Here is a 16,094-nt window from a genome sequence, read left to right as displayed (position 1 = left end):
AAGAGTTCACAGTGCCAGGTAAAGCGATCAAAGCGGATTGTATTGTAATGGAAAGGTGCTCGGTTTATGCAAATCAAGGTTGATCGAGAGCTGAACAAGTGTAGGCGCTTCCTCAGAGATCGCATACGTCCTTTTATCGAAGAGGAACTTGAACCCTGCACTGTCGCCGCTTATGTCAACTCAGGGGAACCTGAACCTCCCAAGGACTTTATTCGTCGTGCAGAGGCAGGTTTGATTCGATTCCACCCTGTTGATCGTGGAGATGCGTGGGGGACGAACTGGGGCACGACCTGGTTTCGCGTTGATGGCAGGTTGCCTATGTCGGAGTCCCGTCACGGGACGGAGTTTGATCTGATTGTTGACCTGGGTTGGAATTCCAGCGTTTCCGGGGGGCAGTGCGAGGGATTGGTCTTCGCCAAGGATGGAAGAGCGATCAAGGGCGTTCAGCCAATGAATGCTTGGGTCCGCTTGCAAGGCAAGGGTGCTATGGCGGGTCTGTGTGACGACAATGGCGCCTTCCGCCTGTATGTTGAGGCCGGGTGCAATCCCATGCTGTTGAATATTCCACAGCGTTCCACGGATTTGGGCGAAGAGGCCGATGGGCGTGTGTGTGGAAAGTATGCCTTCCATGGCATCAGTCTGTGCCGGTTTGATCGTGAACTTTGGGAGTATGCCAGGGATCTGGAGGTCGTTACGGGCCTGCTTGATGTCATTGACAAGAACTCGGTGCGATATTGGCAGGTGATGAAGGCCCTGCAGACCTCGCTCAATCATTATGATGATGATCACCGTGCTGAAACACTTGGCCAGGCCCGACATGCATTGGCTGGGGTGCTGAGCAAAACCAACGGCCCGACGGTTTTCCATGATCATGCGGTCGGTCACGCACATATAGACACCGCCTATCTGTGGCCGAAGCGCGAGACAAGGCGAAAAATCGGCAGGACTGTTGCCAATGTCCTGGCCCTGATGGATCAGGACGACGAATTTGTTTTTGCAATGAGCTCGGCTCAGCAGTTTGCATGGCTGGAGGAGGATTATCCTGATCTCTTCAGACGAGTAAAGGAACGGATAGACCAGGGTCGATTCATTCCTGTGGGCGGAATGTGGGTGGAAGCAGATGCCATGATGCCTTCAGGCGAGTCTCTTGTCAGGCAGATTACCAATGGCCGTAGGTATTTCAAGGACCATCTTGGCATCAGTCCAAAAGGCATCTGGTTGCCCGATAGCTTTGGGTATACAGGTGCTTTCCCGCAGATTGCCAGAAGGGCTGGATACAGCTGGTTCCTCTCACAGAAATTGTCCTGGAATGACACAACCAAGTTTCCCCATCATTCCTTCATCTGGGAGGGAATCGACGGCAGTCCGATACTGACTCATTTTCCGCCTACTGATACTTATGCCGCCGAAATCACTCCCGGTGAATTGCGTTACTCGGAGATGAATGCAGCCGACAAGGAATGGATCGACCAGGGTCTGCTGCTTTATGGATACGGTGACGGTGGCGGCGGTCCCACCAGGGAGATGCTGGGCAGGCTCTCCAGGTTGCGCGATCTTGAGGGCGTGCCCACCTGCACTTCCGCGTCGCCTGACGATTTCTTCCAGACGCTGGCGGATCAGATGAATCGTTGTGATGGCTTTGAGAGGCCACGTTGGCACGGTGAGCTATATCTGCAGCTGCATCGAGCCACGCTCACGGCGCAGCAGGACATGAAGGCTGACTGCCGTCGCGAGGAGGGGATGCTCAGAACCATGGAATATCTGGGTTGCCTGGCCAGCTTGTGCCATGCGGAATATCGTTACCCCGGCGATCGGCTTCAAGTCATCTGGCACCGTCTTCTGCTCAACCAGTTCCACGACATTCTCCCAGGTTCTTCGATTTCTTGGGTGCACCGTGAAGCCCGTCAGGAATATGAGCAGGATATGTCCGAGCTGAGCGGGTTGATTCAGTCGGCTGCTGATACTGTGGCCGAGGCTGATCCCGATCTTCCCGTGCTTCAAAAGGGGTATATCGCGCAAAAGGATTGGCTGGTGCATCCAAGTCTTCCAGACGACTGCGCTGTGGTTGACGGTTGTCTTTCCTGCAATGATTCCGCTCCTCAGGTCCATGCTGAAAAATATGGATTCGTCATGGAGAATGCTTCGATAAGGGTTGCCATCAACAACGAAGGACTGATCGTATCCTTACGTGACCTTAAGGCCGGACGCGAACTGGTGGCTTCGGATCACGCTCTAGGCTCCTATCGCCTGTTGATCGACAAGCCATGCGAGCGTGATGCATGGGAATTGGACCGAGATGCCTTCCTGGGTCCCATTGATGAAGGCAGGGTCGTCAAGGTTGAACCTGTTTGCTCATCCGTTTCGGCCGGCGTGGAGATCACCACGGCTATAGGCGCAGGAACAACTATCAGGACCCAGGTTCTTCTGGATGGTCAAAACAGAAGTCTCAGGTTCCATGCCTACGTTGACTGGCAGGAGCGGGATCGCTTTCTCAAGGTGGATTTCCCTTTGAATGTCCAGACATCCATGGCTACTTACGAGTGTCAATACGGTACAGTCGATCGTCCAGTCTGTAGGGATGATGCAGACACGGAGGCGGCCTTTGAGTGTTGCACCCATAGATTCGTACACCTTCACGAGGGTGGATATGGAGTTGGGCTGGTCAACGAATCCACATATGGCTCCAGTGTCTTCCCGGTGGAGTCCGACGGGAATAACGGTGGCAGAACAGGGACCCTTTTGGAGTTGTCGCTGCTTTCCGCGCCCACATTCCCTGACCCCAATACGGATGTCGGCCGGAGCCACGAATTCACCTGGGAGGTCCTTCCGGGTGCCAATGTGGCGGATACGGTCAAGGAGGCGGGTGTTATCAACGCACCGACAATCGCCCATCTGCCGCAGGTCAGACCGCTGATTCAATTGCGTCAAGGGAAAGGCACGGTGATTCTGGATTGGGTCAAGCCGGCCGATGATGGATCGAAGGACATCATTGTTCGTTTGTATGAACCTGTCGGGGAATCCGCAACTGCGGACATTCTTGCGGATGATCTGATCGCCGAGGCAACCGTATGCGAAACGGATCTGCTGGAAGTAGCCGGGGCGACCCACGGCATGCCATCCGCCCTGGAAGGCGCTTGGATTCCTCTGCAAGGTGCGCACCTTAACCTGCGCCCGTACCAATTAACGACGTTACGGATTCGACCATGATGGGCTCGGCGCCCAGGCCATGGCCAATGAGGACTGCCGGGGCGCTTATGTACACAACAACATCAAAAGAAAGCAGGGCGATATGACTACGATGTCAGAATCTCCCACATCCCTGTCATCACCAAAACCCAGGGGTGTAAATCCATCCAATCGATGGAAAAAAGGGATACGAAGCAAAAGCAGGTGGGCCGGCTTAGGATTTGTCCTGCCTTTTCTGCTGGTCTTTTTTGTAGCAACCATACTACCTATCATTTATGCTCTGTACCTGAGCCTCTTCCGCGATCAGCTCATAGGCGGCAGCCATTTCGTTGGATTGGCCAACTACCTATCGCTGCTCAAAAGCGGTACTTTCTGGGACGGGGTATGGCGTGTGATCCGGGTGTTCCTGATTCAGGTGCCGATCATGTTGGGCCTGGCTCTCCTGGCGGCCCTGTGCATCGACTCCGGGCGACTCAGAGGGCACGGGTTCTTCCGAATCATCCTTTTCCTGCCGTATGCAGTTCCAGGCGTTGTCGCAGTGCTGATATGGGAATTCCTGTACGGCGATCAATTCGGGTTGACTGCCAGCATCAACAGCTGGTTCAACATAGCCATGCATCCATTGTCCAAAAACGTCATCCTGTGGTCCATAGGCAACATCATGACCTGGTCGTTCCTGGGATACAACATGCTGATTCTGTACTCCGGGCTGAAAACAATTCCTACCGAGCTGTATGAAGCCGCCCGTTTGGACGGAGCCAGCGAATGGAAAATCGCTCGTTACATCAAGGTGCCGGCAATAAAGGGGCAGTTGCTGATCACATGGATGTTCTCCATTATCGGTACCTTCCAGCTTTTCAGTGAGCCACAGCTGCTGAAGACGCCCGCGCCCAATGCAATATCAAGCAACTACACGCCCAACCTTTGGGCATACAACCTGTCTCTTAACGGAAGCCAGTACAACAATGCAGCTGCTCTGGCAATTCTTATGGGACTGATCACAGGGGTAATCACCTATATCACCCAGGAGCAGGGATCGCGAAGCGGCGATGAGAAGAAGCCCAAGGCATCCCGAGCTGCAAAAAGGAGGGCTGATCGATGAGTATCGTCAAACATTCCGGATCAAACAGATCTACCGGCGCCCACAGTCTGGTCCGGCACTCGCCGGCCATGCTCATCTTTATGCTGCTGCTGGCGTCCTATTCCTTGATTCCATTGTTGTGGCTGCTGATCAATGCCACCAAGACCCAGGCTGACGTTATGTCCACGTTCGGTCTGTGGTTCGGACACGGCTTCAACCTGATAGACAACATCAAGGAGACCTTTTCCTATAAGGATGGGATTTTCGCCAAATGGCTTCTCAATACCTTCTTATACGTGCTGATCGGAGCCGGCGGTGCGACTTTTTTGGCGACCATGGCGGGATATGCGCTGGCGATCTTTGACTTTCCGGGCAAGAAAGGCATCCTTGCCACGGTTATCGGAGGCATAGCCATCCCGGGAACAGCGCTGGTCGTTCCTACATTCCTGCTTTTTGCCAAGCTGGGATTGACCAATACACCATGGGCTGTCATTCTTCCGTCGCTGGTGAGTCCCTTCGGCCTTTATCTGGTCATGAGTTATTCGAGGACCGGCCTGCCAGTCAGCGTCATTGAGTCGGCACGCATGGATGGTGCGGGGGAATTCAGAATCTTTGCACAGATTGTGGTGCCTCTTCTGTCGCCCAGCATCATTACGGTGCTTTTGTTCGCTATCGTACAGACCTGGAATAACTATTTCCTGCCGTTGATCATGCTCAACGATCCGCGGTGGTATCCGCTGACCGTGGGCTTGAATGAATGGAATGACCAAGCTACGGGCTCGTCGACGCCAGAACCCATTTACAACCTGGTGATCACTGGTTCCTTGCTTACGGTCATACCGATTATTGTCATTTTCCTAATGCTGCAACGTTACTGGGAATCCGGCCTGACGGCTGGAAGCGTCAAGCAGTGATCCATCGATGTGACAAGGAGGTCATGGAGAAAGTCCCTCGTCTTGGAGGTTGCAGAAGAGACGGGGATAAGTAGGCATCGTCGATTCGTCGGCATGTCAAATCAAAGGAGATTGGTGATGAAACACAGCAGAATGACGAAATTCGCCACTGTCGCCACGGTGGCGGCTTTTGCGACAACTTTGTTGAGCGCCTGCGGAGGTGGCTCTTCAACAACCCAGAGCGGTCATGCAAATGACGTGGAACAGGCGCTTGAGAAAGGAGGCGATCTGGTCTATTGGACCTGGACATCGTCCGCTGATACCCAGGTCAAGGCCTTCGAGAAGCATTACCCCAAGGTTCATGTCAAGGTCGTCAACCCTGGCAGCGGGGCAGCGGCATATACCAAGATGATGAACGCCATAAAGTCGGGGTCCAATGTACCCGACATCATGCAGATCGAGTATCAGGCCCTGTCTCAGTTCTATACTCCGGGTAACCTGTTGGATCTGGCACCTTATGGCTTTGCCTCGCTCAAGAATCAATACGCGGCGTCCGCATGGAGCTCGGTGAGCGTTGGAGGCAAGGTCTACGGACTTCCTCAGGATACCGGTCCGATGGTTCTCTATTACAACAAGAAGGTCTTTGACTCGTTCGGCATCAGTGAGCCGCCAAAAACCTGGGATGAGTTCGTCAAGGACGGTGAGATCATGCAACAGAAGGATCCAAGCGTCCATATCACGAGCGACTCGGGTCAAGGCAATTTGGTGGCCTCCCTGCTTTGGCAGGCCGGCAGCCATGCCTTCAAGGTCTCTGGATCGAATGTAACCATCAATTTGAGTGACCCCGGCGCCCAGCGGTGGGCTGCCGTCTGGGACAAGCTGATTGGAGAGCATCTGATCACCACAGTGGCCAATCAGGGCACGGAGTGGTACCAGGCTGCAAACAAGGGGAAGATGGCATCCATCATTTCAGCCTCGTGGCTTCGCAACACCCTGCAGACCTCGGTAAAGGAAAGTGCCGGGGACTGGAGAGTGGCTCCCATGCCTACATATGACGGGAAACCGGCCTCGGCCAATTACGGCGGTTCGTCTCAGGCCGTATATGCAAAGACGAAGAATCCTGCATTGGCTGCTGGTTTCGTCAAGTGGTTGAACAACTCACGAGAATCCATTGAGCTGGCCACGGCTTCAGGAGGCTTCCCCAGCACAGTCAAGGATTTGAATGCTCAGGACTTCCTGGAGGAGAAAGCCGACTACTTCGGCGGCCAACAGGTCAACAAGGTCTTTAATCAGAGCTCCAAGGATATTCGGTCTGGCTGGCAGTTCCTGCCCTATCAGGTCTACGCCAATTCAATCGTGAATGATTCGATTGGCAAGGCCTATGAGGGCTCGGTCCGTTTCGAGGATGCGTTGAAGACCTTCCAGAAGGACCTGGTTAAGTATGGCAATGAACAGGGTTACACGGTAAAAGGTCTGTAGATCGATTCATGTGATTGACCCTTCCATACCCCCATCTTGAAGACGGCGCGCAATGACAGCGTGGTCGGAGTCAAGATGGGGGTATTTAATTTTGGCGAAGCTGTCATGGGGAAGATGCTTTCCTGATTGTCTGTTTTTCTTTTGCACTTGCGGTCCCTTTGCCAATTTGTGTTATCTGATTTTGCGCACGGCTATGGGGATACAAGAGGCGTATAGCAGCTGATGTCGGATTTTCTGCAAGGTCTGCCGTTTGATGACGACGCGATTGGGCACACTGACTCATGATGGCCAGAACATCTTTACAACTGATGTTGGTCATTGGATAAAAAAGAGATATAATATTACTAAACCGCTTTAGTTTTGAAGCGGAATCTGCACAAACAAGGAGGTTTACGGGATGCAGCTGAAGGTGGAGCGTGAACTCGACAGGTGTGATCGAGTCATGAGGCAACGGGTGCTGCCCTATGTCGATAGAACGGTCGGCCATTGTGCAGTCAGGGTCTACCGGATTCCTGGCGAGCCCATTTCCTCCCAGGACTTCTTCCGCCGCCTGAACAGTGGGGACATTCCTTTTGAGCCCTTGAATCTTGGCGAATCCTGGGGGACCACTTGGGGAACAACCTGGATGGAGATCAAGGGAAGCATTGACCAGAGCCATCGAGATGAGGCTCCGCTTGAACTGATTGTGGACCTTGGATGGCAGCCCGACTCTCCCGGCGGCCATTACGAGGCAGAGGCCTACCGCCCCGACGGCTCCATTATCAAGGCGGTCAACCCGAAGAATCAGTGGATCCCTCTTGACGGCAAGGACTGGAAGGGGTTGGCCACTGATGAAGAGCCTTCTCTTATCGGGCCAGACGGTACATTCACCCTCTATCTGGAGGCAGCCTGCAATCCGCTTATTCTCGGTGTTCCGGCCTTCGCGAAGACACAGCTGGGGGAGGGAACCACAGGACGGGCTGATGAGTCCAACATCCTGACCCGTCTGGATGTCTGCCGCTTCGATCAGGAGATATGGAACTACGCAATGGATCTGGAGGCGGTCAGCCAGATCATCAAGGAGTGCAACAAGAAACAGCCCCGCTACTGGCGGTTGGGCAAGGCTTTGCAAACCTCCCTCAATGACTATCAGGAAGGCGATGCAGACAGTCTGCCTCAGGCGCGAGGGGCTCTGGCGGAGGAACTTCGGCGTCCTGCGGTGTCCAGCAGCTTGGACCACGCAGTGGTGGGCCATTCCCATATTGATTCGGCATGGCTCTGGCCTAAGCGTGAAACGCGTCGAAAAGTGGCGCGTACTGTTTCCAACATGCTGGCACTGATGGAGCGCGATCCGGATTTCATCTATGTGATGAGCTCGCCGCAACAGTATGCATGGCTGGAGGACGACCACCCGGACCTGTTCTCCCGCCTGCTGCGTCGGGTCAAGGAAGGGCGCTTCATCCCGGTGGGCGGGATGTGGGTGGAATCTGATGGTATGCTCCCTGCCGGTGAATCATTGACAAGGCAATTTTCCTACGGCAAGCGTTACTATCGAGAGCACCTTGGCGTTGACACCGACGTGGTCTGGGAGCCGGACAGCTTCGGATACACAGGTCAGTTCCCGCAGATCGCCCGTCGTGCGGGGATGCGCTACTTCCTCTCACAGAAGATCTCCTGGAATGACACTACCAAGTTTCCCCATCACACTTTCGACTGGCAAGGCATTGATGGCACATCCATCTTTACGCATTTCCCACCCATGGACACGTATGCATCCAGCATGACGGCAAGGGAGCTCAATCATTCCGAAGAGAACTATCAAGACAAGGATCTCTCCGACAGAGCAATCGTCCTTTGCGGTTACGGTGACGGCGGCGGCGGCACCACTCGTGAGATGTTGGGCCGCTACGATCGGTTGCGTGACGTCGAGGGAGTAGCCAGGGCACGTTATGAGGCTCCTGAGGACTTCTTCCGTGAATCCAGCAGGCAGATTCATCTGCGTGCCGGTCGGGAGATGCCCGTCTGGAAGGGCGAGCTCTACCTGGAGCTGCACCGCAAGACCCTGACCTCCCAGCAGGATATGAAGCGAGGCTGCCGGCAGGAGGAAGCCATGCTGCGCACGGTCGAATACCTGTGCGCTTACGCCGGCCTGGTCGATGACTCATACGAGTACCCCCGTCAGGAGCTGGACGGAATCTGGCGCACGCTTCTGCTCAACCAGTTCCATGACATTCTTCCAGGTTCCGCCATCTCCTGGGTGCATAGGCTGGCCAGGGAAGACTACCGTAGGGACATAGCACGTCTGGAGCAGATCGGCGACGAGGCTGCCCGCGTCATAGCCTCCGCCCAGCCAGAGGCTCCCATGGTGTCCGATGCCAGGCTGATACCCATGGACGGCAAGGGTCAGACGGCTTGGAAGGCTGTCGGGCCAGTCCAGGCGCAGGAGGGGCCCGAAGGCATACGGCCTGTCCAAGTCAGTCAAGAGGGTGACGGATTCGTCATGGATAATGGTCTTATCCGTGCCGTCGTCGCTTCGGATGGCGAGGTCCATTCCATCCTTGACAGGACCTCTGGCAGGGACCTGGTCCCCCAGGGCTCATCGGTTGGCGGATATGAGCTCTTCAAGGATGAGCCCTATATGTGGGATGCATGGGACCTGGAGCGCGATGCCCTGCTGACTGCTTCTCCGGTCGATGACCCAGTCGCCATGGAGGCCTTGGGTTCCGGTGTTCGGGTATCGCGTCGGCATGGGGAGACCACAATCGTGACCACAATCGGGCTGACCCCTGGCAGCAGGCAGTTGGACTTCACTGCTGATGTTGACTGGCATCAGGATGAGCAGCTGCTCAAGGTGGACATCCCCGTTGCCGTTCAGGCCAGGTATGCACAATTCGAGTGCCAGTACGGCTTCATCGACAGGCCCATTCAGAAGAACAATGCTGCCGAAGAGGCCCAGTTCGAGAGCTGTACGCACCGATTCGTCAGGATCAGCGACGACGGCCTTGCCGTCGGCGTGGTCAACGCTTCGACATACGGCGGTGACACCACACCGATTCACTACGACGAGAAGGCTGGCAAAGAGGCGGGTACCCTGGTCAGACTGACCCTTCTGTCCGCTCCGGTCTTTCCTGATCCGCATACCGACAGGGGCAGGCACAGTTTTGCCTGGTCAATTGTCCCTGGGGACACCCAGGCTGACATCCTGCAAGCAGCCTATGCCCTCAACGCTCCGGTCTTCCATCATGGACTGCCTGCCGTTGAGCCACTGGCTGCTGTCGAGGATATCCAGGGCACCACCGTCATCGACTGGATCAAGACGGCTGATGACGACAGCGACGATGTGATTGTCAGGGTCTACAACCCGGATTCTTCGCCCTCCAAGGCCAGGCTGCGCACCGGGTCGGTCCTGCAGGGGGCGACCGTGAGGGAGACCAACTCCCTGGAGGATGGACCTGTGCCCGAAGGCGTGCGGCCGGGTCTGTGCTCCGCACAGGGTGAGCAAGCTGATGGTGCCTTGCTGAATCTTGTTCCCTTCCAGTTCACCACCTTGAGACTCTCCAGGCGCTGAGTCGCCTGAGCAGGGGTGTTTGTCCGGCCGGTTCGTTGGTCGGTTTGGACCGGCCGGAAGCCCCACAAAGAAGTGAGTAGTAAAAAAGGAAAGGAAGCTCCGATGAGAGCACTGAAGAAGGTAGCAGTAATGATCTGCGCGACTGCCATGGCGGGTTCGTTGGCGGCGTGCGGAGGAAGCAACAGCAGTTCAGGGGGGTCAAAAGATGGTAAGCCGTCAGGCGAAATCTCCTTCCAGACCTGGAACCTGAAAAACGACAAGTACACTCCGTACTTCAAAAATCTGATTTCAGCCTACGAGAAGTCACATCCCGGCACCACCATCAAGTGGGTCGACCAGCCATCGGACAACTATGAGCAGAAGCTGTCCGCCGATGCTGCGGCCAACTCCCTGCCCGACATCATCGATGCCGGTCCCTCTCTGATGTACGGCCTGGCCAAGGCCGGGGCCCTGATGAACATCAGCAAGGAGGCTCCCAAGGCCCAAAACAACTATTACAAGAATGCCTGGGATGCAGTGACCTTCAAGGGCAAGGACATCGAGGAGGGTGCCTACGGCTTCCCTTGGTACGTCAACGATGGACCGACCTATTACAATTCTGAGCTCATGCAGAAGTGCGGGCTCGATCCCAACAAGCTGCCTGTGACCTGGGACGACTACTTCTCCCAGGCGGACACCATGGTCAATAGCGGCTGCGGGGCCTACATGTCCACCATGCTGGGCGGCTCCGTCGATGACTATGCATCGGCCGGCATCCCCATCATGAACAAGGACCACACCAAGTACGTCTTCAATTCCCCCGAGGCCGTCAAGCACCTGCAGCGCTTCGTCGACCTGTATAACAAGAAGGGAATCCCGCCGGAGGCTCTGAGCGCACAGTGGTCTCAGCAGGGCGAGTTCTTCCAGAAGGGCTCCATCGTGGCCATGGGCGGCAGTGCCTACTCGGCGGCGGATTTCAAGCAGAACTCCCCTGACCTGTACAAGCATCTGGCTGTGGGCACCAAGATCAGCGATCAGGGCAAGTCCGCCAGCCTGGCCTATGAGATGCTGGCCGTCAACGCCCAGACCAAGAACAAGACGCTCGCCCTGGACTTCGTCCAGTATGTGACCAATGCCAAGAACCAGCTGTCGTTCGCCAAGAAGTCCAACACCTTCCCCTCCAGCAAGGGTGGCCTTGATGATCCCTATTACGCCAACATCGACACCAGCGATGTTCAGGGCAAGGCCCTGAAGATCACTCTGAACTCCGTAAAGAACGGGTACTCAAGCCGTCCTGCCGAGTTCACCGATGCCAATGGCAAGGACTACCTGCAGCAGCAGGCCGCCCTGGCCCTGCAGGGCAAGCAGACAGCCAAGGAGTCCTTGGACAAGGCCGTCAAGTACGCCAACGAGAAGCTGCAGTAACTATGAGCCGCACTGACTCTTCCGCCTTCCGGCCGAAGGCTTCTGCCCTCGGCCGGAACGGCGGGCCCCAGGCCGGGGTCCACGGCGGCAGGGGAATCCACTGGACCACTTCCCTGGCCCCTTACCTGTTTGTTTTCCCGGCCTTTGCCATCGTCTTCATCTTCGTGATCCTCGCTGCGCTGAATACCTGTCGCCTGGCATTTACCGATTCCACACTGCTGCGACCGGGCAAGTTCATAGGCATCCAGAACTTCGTAAAGATCGTGCATGACGACTATTTCTGGACCGCGTTGCTCAACTCCACCCTCTACGTGGTCTGCGTGGTCCCCTTTATGGTGATTCTTCCCCTGATACTGGCCAACCTGGTCAAGGGGAACTCCAGGATCATGGGGTTCTTCAGAACCTCCTTCTACACCCCCGTTGTCATGTCGGCAGTGGTGGTGGGGATGATCTGGACCAATCTGCTTGACCCCAAGGGGCTGGTCAACTCGGTTCTGGAGTCCCTGCACATCATCCACAGCCCGATCCCATTTCTCAGCGATCGCTGGCTGATACTGTTCACTTCCATGTTCGTCACCATCTGGCTGGGCCTTGGATACTACATGGTCATCTACCTGACCGCCCTGGCCAACATTGACGCCTCCCTGTACGAGGCAGCCTCGCTGGATGGGGCAGGCCCGGTAAGGCAATTCCTGTATGTCACCATCCCAGGAGTGAGATCCACCATCGTGCTGATCATGATGCTGTCCACCATCGCGGCCTTCCGTGTGTTCAACGAGATCTACGTGCTCACCAACGGCACGGCCGGACCCGGTGGCGAGGACATCACCATGTCCATGCTCATTCAGAAGGAGGGCACAGGCATCCAGGCCAGGACGGGCTATGCCAGTGCTCTGTCGCTGATCGTCCTGGTTGTGGTCGGAGCCATGCTGATCCTGCAGCAGATCATCCAGAAGCGGGGGGAGGACTCATGAAAAGCGGTCACTACAAAGTCACTGTTGGCAAGGTCATTCAGTACCTTGTGCTCATATTGGTCTTCTTCCTGCTGGTGGGGCCCTTCGTCTGGGAGCTGTCGCTCTCCTTCAAGGGCAAGGGCGACAATGTCTATGCGGTTCCGCCCTACATCATCCCGAAGACCCCCACTTGGAACAATTACATATCCGTCTTCAGACAGGTTCCGGTCTTCCGGTACATGCTGAACACGGTGATCGTCGCCGTTCTTTCCATCGGTGGCAATGTCATCTTCTCGACCATGGCCGGATATGCGCTGGGTCGACTCAAGTGGCGCGGGCGCAACCTGCTCTTCACGATTTTCATGGGCACCATGGTCATCCCCGTCGAGGGTGTGGTCATCTCCCAGTTCCTGATCGTCCGAAGCGTCGGTCTACAGAACACCCTATTGGCCGTCGCCCTGCCAGGCATGGTGGGCGCCGTCAATATTCTGCTGATGACCAATGCCTTCAAGGGCATTCCGGATGAGCTTGAGGAGGCGGCCGAGGTGGACGGCGCCAATCTTTGGCAGCGCTTCTACCGGATCTGTGTGCCTCAGGTCAAAGGCACCATGACCGTTGTCGGCATCTTCGCCTTCGTGGGCGCCTGGAATGATTTCCTCTGGCCCCTTATCGTCATCTCCGACGAGTCAAACTACACGCTCACTCTGGGCATGAACCGACTCAAGGGCATGTTCATTTCGGATCCCAGATTGATAGCAGCGGGGGCCCTGGTCTCCCTGATACCGATCCTGGTCTTCTTCGCCTGCTTCCAACGCTACTTCTTCCGTGGTCTGGAACAGGGTGGCATCAAGGAATAGCATCATTATGAAATTTGGAGTCAACTACACCCCCTCCCACAACTGGTTCTATTTCTGGCTGCATCCGGATTGGGATGCTGTCGCCAAAGACCTGGACGACATCGCCTCCCTTGGGCTGGATCATATCCGCATCTTTCCGCTGTGGACGCTGCTCCAGCCCAACAGGACCTGGATCAACGATGCCGCCCTGGACGACCTGAGGCATATGGCCGCCCTGGCGGATGAACGAGGGTTGGATGTCTATTCGGATGTGATTCAAGGGCACATGTCCAGCTTTGACTTTGTGCCCTCCTGGCTGGTCTCATGGCATGAAACCAACATGTTCACGGATCCGGACGCTGTCCAGGCGCAGGCCCGTCTGGTCGCTTCGGTCTATGAAGCCTTGGCGGATCTGCCGCATTTCCGCGGTCTGACCGTCGGGAACGAATGCAACCAGTTCACTGACCGTGTTCATCCGCGTCGAATGCCCTCCTCCTCCGAGGAGGCCGAAGACTGGCTGCTGCAGCTGTTGACCCCATTGAAGCAGAGGGCGGCCCAGGAGGGCCGCGTGCTTCTGCATTGCGAAAACGATGCGACCTGGTATCAGGATGGCCACTCTTTTCTTCCGCGATATGCGTCCAACATCGGAGACATGACCTGCATTCATTCCTGGGTTTTCAACGGCGCCGCCCAGGAGTGCGGTCCCTTGGCCGAGGAGAGCACGCGGCATGCCGAGTATCTGGTGGAGCTGTCGAAGGCCTTTGCCGGTCAGCCCCATCGGCGGGTCTGGCTGCAGGAGATCGGTGCCCCGCTCAATGTAATGGGCGCAGGGCAGGCTGCTGACTTTTGCAGGTCTTCAGTGGAGCATGCCCTCGATTGCAGCGATATGTTCGGCATCACCTGGTGGTGTTCGCATGATGTCGACCTGCGATTCGGTGATTTTCCTCCCTTTGAGCATCATCTGGGTCTGTTCGACCAAGAGCAGCATCTCAAGCCCATAGGCAGGGCCTTCGCCCAGGCAGTGAAGGACTACTCCGACAAGGTGGTCTCTCAAACCCGGTCCACGGCTCTCGTGGTGGATGTGGACGAGCATGATGATCCTTTGCTCAGATCTGCCTGTGCGCCTGGCGGTTCTATCTTCAAGAAGTGGATGGAACTCAGCCGCCAAGGTGCTAGGCCGGCCCTGGTCACATCCCTGCACGCGGCGGACAGCAGCTGGCTGCGGGACAGGGGGATCAGTGAGTGCATTGCCGTCAAACCTGTTGGTGGAAGCTCATATAGCGCTGTATCCGACCCCTCGCTTCTGCAGAATAAGTCCTGACCGCGGCATGCCCGGCTTCCGGATTCGGCTCCTGCCTTCGTCTGAGGCTGGAATGTGAGCGATAACAAGCTCCTCGGCCTCAGGAGAGGTTGTTGACCATGGTTTTGTGCTGATGAGGGTCTAAGTTAGGGTTAAAGGTCGATATTCGTATACGCCCAAAGCGTGTGGCAGGCAGTCTGATTTGCTGAGTCGGCCGAGCCGGATCACGGGTGTCGACGAGGATGGTTGATATGAGGTGGCGCATGGACGGCGAGTCCGTTGGCGGAGAAACGGAAGCCAGAACGGGCTCGTCTGTTCATAAGGGGACGGACGATGCCAGGGTCAACCTCAAGGACATAGCCAACGAACTGGGGATATCCCAGACAGCGGTCTCCTTCGCCATCAATGACAAGCCTGGAGTCTCCATCCAGACCAAGCGCAGGGTTCGCGAAGCGGCTGCCAGGATGGGATGGAAACCAGTATATGCAGCCCAGGCCCTGGGCAGTTCCAGGACCATGACGGTGGGCTTCGCTCCGGCCAGGTCCATGGATGCCTTCCAGACCGAAGGATTCATGCTGCATTTCATGGCTGGCGTCCATACATCCCTGAGCAGGTCGGGATACGGCCTGCTCTTCCGCCCCTGCGCCACGCTTGACGAGGAGCTGGACACTTATCGGGACTGGGCCAGGCGCAAGCGGGTCGATGGGGTGGTCCTGGTTGATCTTCTCTCCGATGATCCCAGGCCTCGGCTTCTGCATAATCTAGGCCTGCCCGCAGTTTTGGCCGGAGGTCCGGACTCGGACAACTATCTGCCCTCGCTGTCCATCGACGATTCCAGAACCATGACGACGATTATGAACCATCTGAGCTCGCGTGGGCATGCCCGGATCGCTTATTTGTCGGGGGATGAAAACCTTGACTACAGCCAAGCTCGTGTCTGCTCCTTCAAGGAGTTCGTCCGTCGTAAAAACCTGGGGGAGCCGAAGGTGGAGTTCACGGACTTTACGCCGGACAAGGCCGCGGCCCTGACTCTTCGTCTGTCATCGGGGAAGAATCCGTATACGGCTTTTATCTATGAGAACGAGATCATGGCTGCAGCAAGTCTGCGAGCGATTCTGGAAAGCAGGATGACGTCTACAACTGTGTCGAAGTCTGAGAATAAGACTGCAACTCCTGTTTCGGCCTATCTCGGTCTGCCGGCCATGGTCAGCTTCGAGGACAGCTTTATCTGTCAGAGCACCTATCCTTCCATTACATCAGTCCATCGTGATGCCGGGCTCTACGGCACCAAGGTGGCCAACCTGCTTCTGAAGATCTTCCGAGGGGAGCGGGTGGGGGGCAACCGCCGTATTCTGACCCCAAAGTTGGTCATTCGCGAGAGCACGGCGCGTCCTCTGCGATGAAACCTGTGACAA

The 16,094-nt window shown here is 56.2% G+C and carries 10 protein-coding genes; all 10 read left to right on the top strand.

Features of this window, described 5'->3' with window-relative positions; all coding sequences use genetic code 11:
• Positions 1 to 66: 66 nt before the first annotated feature.
• The 10 genes from H3T89_RS06940 to H3T89_RS06895 all read left to right on the top strand — a co-directional run bounded on the left by H3T89_RS06940 (position 67) and on the right by H3T89_RS06895 (position 16,082).
• The gene (locus tag H3T89_RS06940) at positions 67 to 3,207 is read left to right on the top strand and encodes an alpha-mannosidase (protein WP_198216614.1); all 3,141 of its coding nucleotides are present in this window, start codon (positions 67 to 69) and stop codon (positions 3,205 to 3,207) included.
• An 82-nt stretch (positions 3,208 to 3,289) separates the two neighbouring features.
• On the top strand, positions 3,290 to 4,288 hold the full coding sequence (locus H3T89_RS06935; RefSeq protein ID WP_198216679.1) for a carbohydrate ABC transporter permease: 999 nt from the start codon (positions 3,290 to 3,292) through the stop codon (positions 4,286 to 4,288).
• Positions 4,285 to 5,181, top strand: a complete 897-nt coding sequence (locus H3T89_RS06930; RefSeq protein ID WP_198216613.1) for a carbohydrate ABC transporter permease — start codon at positions 4,285 to 4,287, stop codon at positions 5,179 to 5,181. The genes H3T89_RS06935 and H3T89_RS06930 overlap by 4 nt, the downstream gene beginning before the upstream one ends.
• A 117-nt stretch (positions 5,182 to 5,298) precedes the next feature.
• The gene (locus H3T89_RS06925; protein WP_015021588.1) at positions 5,299 to 6,639 is read left to right on the top strand and encodes an ABC transporter substrate-binding protein; all 1,341 of its coding nucleotides are present in this window, start codon (positions 5,299 to 5,301) and stop codon (positions 6,637 to 6,639) included.
• Between the two features lie 397 nt (positions 6,640 to 7,036).
• Positions 7,037 to 10,186, top strand: coding sequence for an alpha-mannosidase (locus H3T89_RS06920; RefSeq protein WP_198216612.1), 3,150 nt, complete (start codon positions 7,037 to 7,039; stop codon positions 10,184 to 10,186).
• A 102-nt stretch (positions 10,187 to 10,288) separates the two neighbouring features.
• Positions 10,289 to 11,590, top strand: a complete 1,302-nt coding sequence (locus H3T89_RS06915) for an ABC transporter substrate-binding protein (RefSeq protein ID WP_015021590.1) — start codon at positions 10,289 to 10,291, stop codon at positions 11,588 to 11,590.
• Positions 11,591 to 11,592: 2 nt separating this feature from the next.
• The gene (locus H3T89_RS06910) at positions 11,593 to 12,564 is read left to right on the top strand and encodes a carbohydrate ABC transporter permease (RefSeq protein WP_198216611.1); all 972 of its coding nucleotides are present in this window, start codon (positions 11,593 to 11,595) and stop codon (positions 12,562 to 12,564) included.
• The gene (locus tag H3T89_RS06905; protein ID WP_198216610.1) at positions 12,561 to 13,400 is read left to right on the top strand and encodes a carbohydrate ABC transporter permease; all 840 of its coding nucleotides are present in this window, start codon (positions 12,561 to 12,563) and stop codon (positions 13,398 to 13,400) included. The genes H3T89_RS06910 and H3T89_RS06905 overlap by 4 nt, the downstream gene beginning before the upstream one ends.
• A 7-nt stretch (positions 13,401 to 13,407) precedes the next feature.
• Entirely contained in the window at positions 13,408 to 14,700 is a 1,293-nt protein-coding gene (locus H3T89_RS06900; protein ID WP_198216609.1) for a glycoside hydrolase 5 family protein, read from the top strand.
• A 230-nt stretch (positions 14,701 to 14,930) separates the two neighbouring features.
• Positions 14,931 to 16,082 (top strand): LacI family DNA-binding transcriptional regulator, encoded by a 1,152-nt coding sequence (locus tag H3T89_RS06895; RefSeq protein WP_232348514.1) that lies wholly within the window; start codon positions 14,931 to 14,933, stop codon positions 16,080 to 16,082.
• Positions 16,083 to 16,094: the final 12 nt, after the last annotated feature.

This window comes from Bifidobacterium sp. W8114 (assembly GCF_016101165.1).
GTDB classification, from domain to species: Bacteria; Actinomycetota; Actinomycetes; order Actinomycetales; family Bifidobacteriaceae; genus Bombiscardovia; species Bombiscardovia asteroides.
This window is presented reverse-complemented; position numbering and strand designations above follow the sequence as displayed.

Coding starts and splice junctions, on each gene's coding strand:
- H3T89_RS06940 (WP_198216614.1), top strand. CDS start 67: ATGCAAATCAAGGTTGATCGAGAGCTGAACAAGTGTAGGCGCTTCCTC.
- H3T89_RS06935 (WP_198216679.1), top strand. CDS start 3,290: ATGACTACGATGTCAGAATCTCCCACATCCCTGTCATCACCAAAACCC.
- H3T89_RS06930 (WP_198216613.1), top strand. CDS start 4,285: ATGAGTATCGTCAAACATTCCGGATCAAACAGATCTACCGGCGCCCAC.
- H3T89_RS06925 (WP_015021588.1), top strand. CDS start 5,299: ATGAAACACAGCAGAATGACGAAATTCGCCACTGTCGCCACGGTGGCG.
- H3T89_RS06920 (WP_198216612.1), top strand. CDS start 7,037: ATGCAGCTGAAGGTGGAGCGTGAACTCGACAGGTGTGATCGAGTCATG.
- H3T89_RS06915 (WP_015021590.1), top strand. CDS start 10,289: ATGAGAGCACTGAAGAAGGTAGCAGTAATGATCTGCGCGACTGCCATG.
- H3T89_RS06910 (WP_198216611.1), top strand. CDS start 11,593: ATGAGCCGCACTGACTCTTCCGCCTTCCGGCCGAAGGCTTCTGCCCTC.
- H3T89_RS06905 (WP_198216610.1), top strand. CDS start 12,561: ATGAAAAGCGGTCACTACAAAGTCACTGTTGGCAAGGTCATTCAGTAC.
- H3T89_RS06900 (WP_198216609.1), top strand. CDS start 13,408: ATGAAATTTGGAGTCAACTACACCCCCTCCCACAACTGGTTCTATTTC.
- H3T89_RS06895 (WP_232348514.1), top strand. CDS start 14,931: ATGAGGTGGCGCATGGACGGCGAGTCCGTTGGCGGAGAAACGGAAGCC.